At 33.3% G+C, this 3,337-nt stretch carries 3 protein-coding genes; 2 read left to right on the plus strand and 1 reads right to left on the minus strand.

Translation table 11 applies throughout. The features are described 5' to 3' along the window. The first annotated feature begins 159 nt into the window (after positions 1-159). Positions 160-1,545 carry a dihydrolipoyl dehydrogenase gene (gene lpdA, locus HET73_RS06600; RefSeq protein ID WP_174133325.1) on the plus strand — a complete coding sequence of 462 codons (1,386 nt, stop codon included), beginning with the start codon at positions 160-162 and terminating at the stop codon, positions 1,543-1,545. 1 nt (position 1,546) lies between these two features. On the opposite strand, the gene HET73_RS06605 is transcribed toward lpdA, so the two are convergent. Continuing rightward, on the minus strand, positions 1,547-1,915 hold the full coding sequence (locus HET73_RS06605) for a hypothetical protein (RefSeq protein ID WP_174133326.1): 369 nt from the start codon (positions 1,913-1,915) through the stop codon (positions 1,547-1,549). Positions 1,916-2,005: 90 nt separating this feature from the next. Between HET73_RS06605 and HET73_RS06610 the strand changes: the two genes are divergently transcribed. After that, positions 2,006-3,040, plus strand: a complete 1,035-nt coding sequence (locus HET73_RS06610; protein ID WP_174133327.1) for a UDP-N-acetylglucosamine--N-acetylmuramyl-(pentapeptide) pyrophosphoryl-undecaprenol N-acetylglucosamine transferase — start codon at positions 2,006-2,008, stop codon at positions 3,038-3,040. Positions 3,041-3,337 lie beyond the last annotated feature (297 nt).

Genomic DNA, 3,337 nt, shown 5'->3' on the forward strand with positions numbered 1-3,337 from the left:
TCCTGCAGGTCAAAAACAAGTTTTGAGTCAGAAATACTCTGAGCGATATGATAATAAGATTGACGGGGGTTGTCAAGGAGTTTTTTCGTTTCTATGTACCTGGACATTGATCGTATGGGTCCCATCTGTTATATATAGTCTTTTGAATGCGAAAAAATAATGGATGAGTATGATATTACAGTTATAGGTAGTGGTCCTGGTGGTTATATAGCGGCAATTAGAGCGGCGCAGCTTGGGTTTAAAACTACAATTGTTGAAAAAGAAAAAAATTTAGGTGGTGTATGTTTAAATTGGGGATGTATACCGACAAAGTCGCTGCTCAGGACTTCTGAAATTTACAGGCTAATAAGAAGATCAGAGGAATTTGGTATAAAAGTAAAGGATGCGAGCTTTGATATACAATCGATAGTAAAATACTCAAGGAATGTTGTTGATAAATTATCAAGAGGTATTGCGTATTTGATGAAAAAAAATAACATAAAAGTCTATCAAGGCTTTGGTAAACTTACAGGTAACCGTACTATCAAAGTTTCTAGTGATAAGGAAGAACAAGAAGTTTCTTCGAAACATATTATTTTAGCAACAGGTGTTAGAGCACGAAATCTGCCTGGAATAGAGGTAGATGGAGATTTAATATGGAATGCACAGCATGCTATGACTCCAGATAAATTACCAAAATCACTACTAATTATAGGATCTGGTGCAATTGGAATAGAATTTGCAAGTTTTTATAGCACTTTGGGGGTTGATGTAACAATTATAGAGGTAAAAGACACTATTTTGCCATTGGAAGACAAGGACATTTCAAGTTTAGCACAAGAGATATTTACAAAACAGGGAATAAAAATATACACAAACAATAGTGTAAAAACTTTTACTAAAAATAAGGGCTTCACTCAAGTACAGCTAAGTAGCGGTGAAAGTAAAAAATTTGATAGAGTAATTGTTGCAGTTGGCGTTCAAGCAAACACTGAAAATATAGGTTTAGAGAATACCAAAATTAAATTAAGTTCTTCTGGTTTTATTGAAACGAATGAATGGTATGAAACGAGTGAACTGAATGTATATGCAATAGGTGATGTAGCTGGCCCACCATGTTTAGCACATAAAGCAAGTCATGAAGCTGTGATCTGTGTTGAGAAGATTGCTGGTAAGAATGTTCATGCGTTGAAAAAAGAATACATACCAAATTGCACTTACTCTCATCCGCAAATAGCGAGTGTTGGCCTAACTGAAGAACAAGCGATAAAAAATGGGTATGATATAAAAATAGGAAAGTTTTATTCTAACTTTAATGGTAAATCTATTGCACTCAGCGAAATCGAAGGGTTAGTGAAAACAGTGATAGATAAAAAAATAGGTGAACTTCTTGGGGCTCATATGATAGGAGCAGAAGTAACAGAGTTAATTAGCAATTTTGTTCTCGCAAAGCAAATAGAAGGAACAGATTTTGATATAAAATCTACAATCTTTCCTCATCCAACCATTTCAGAGATGATACACGAATCAGTACTTGCTGCAGATAATGAATCGTTAAACAGTTGAACTAACGTTCCATTGCTTTGGAACTATCAATATCTTGACCGGAAGTTTGATTCGGTACTTCAATTCCAACAGATTGGTTACCAACATCAGATTTCTGTAACCTCTCCTTCAACCCTTCGGCTGCTTCTTTCACTTCAAGCTTTTTCTCCGGTTTGAGATCTTCTGGGCTTTTTCCTTTTCTATCTAAATTTTGTTGTTGATCGATACTCTTCATTTCATTTTGCCCTTGCTGGGGTAGATCAACGACCGAGTTGAAAAGAGCTTTTATTATACTTTTTAACAATTCTATAAAACTCCCGCCACTACCTTCTTTTTGCTCTCGAGGTTCGTTTTTCTCATTAAGTTCTTTTTTACTGTTATTTTCAGACATTTTTAACTCCCTACCATAAAGCTTAGTCAAATTTTACGTGCAAATTATTAAAAAATAATTAACAATCTAGTATCAATTTGCTACTTACAGATGAATATTATTTTAGCAACAGGAGGCACGGGTGGACACATTTTTCCAGCTATAACCTTAGCAAAAGCACTAAAGGCACAAAAACACAATTGTACATTATTTACTGATAAAAAAACAGATAAAGATGCGGATGTAGAGAGCTATATCCTGCCATTATGTAGGCCAAGCAACAACAAATTTAAATTTTTCCTTTTGTTAACATATAGCTGTGTGTTAGCACTATATCAAATAAGAAAATTAAAATCAAAACTGGTCATTGGTTTTGGTAGCTATGCTTCTTTTCCAACTCTTCTTGCAGCAAAGATTCTCTCTATACCTATAATTTTACATGAACAAAATATAATTTTAGGAAGAGTGAATAGATTCTTTTTCAAAAGTGCAAAATTAATTGCGGCTAGCTTTCCGGAAACTAAATATGCAAAGAGCAGTAAATGTATTTTTATAGGGAATTTTGTTGATATAAAGGCGCAGAACTATTCTAATACTGAAGAAATCTTAAACATATTAATAATAGCAGGTAGTCAAGGTGCAAGTTTTTTTGACGATGTAGTGAGTGACGTAATTTGTAATCTGCCTGCTGAAATGAAAAAGAAGATTAGAGTAACACAACAGTGTACGAAAAAAAATATAAACAAGGTCGAAGATCTATACAAAAGTGAGAAAGTCAATAGTGAATTAAGTGAGTTTTTTGATGACAGGGGAAATAGGTTAGTAAGTGCTCATTTAGTAATTAGCAGAGCAGGGGCAACTTCGATAGCAGAGATCACTCTTGCTAAGCGCCCTGCTATATATATTCCTTATCCTTACTCAAAAGATAATCATCAGCTTTATAACGCAAAATATATTGAAGACTCGGGAGCAGCTATGATAGTTGAGCAAAATAGCGAAGCAAAAAAAAATCTAACAGAGCTGTTAGTTGATTTATTACAAAATTATCAGAAATTGTGCGGTATGGCCAATAATACTAAGAAAACGAGGATAAAAAACGGCCTGAGTGAGTTTATTAAGGTAATAGCTCAAATTATGGGGTTTTAAAGAAAATAAAGAGTAAATATTTGCACAATACCATATTAAAGGCTATAATAAGCCTGTATTGAAAGCTTTATATAATGAGGGTCATAAAATCAATCCAAGGAGGCATATGTTAAAGCATATAGAAAATCTCAAATTCGAAAAAATAGCAAAAATATTATTGAAAGGTCATGCAGCATATGGTATAATATGTGACATAAAAGTTTAAGGAAGCTCATTGACATCTTTAACATTAATACTTATTAAATATTTAATGCTGTAAAATTGAATTATGTTTTTTAGAGTGAGAAAAATATGAAT

The sequence above is a fragment of the Wolbachia endosymbiont of Atemnus politus genome, assembly GCF_013309895.1.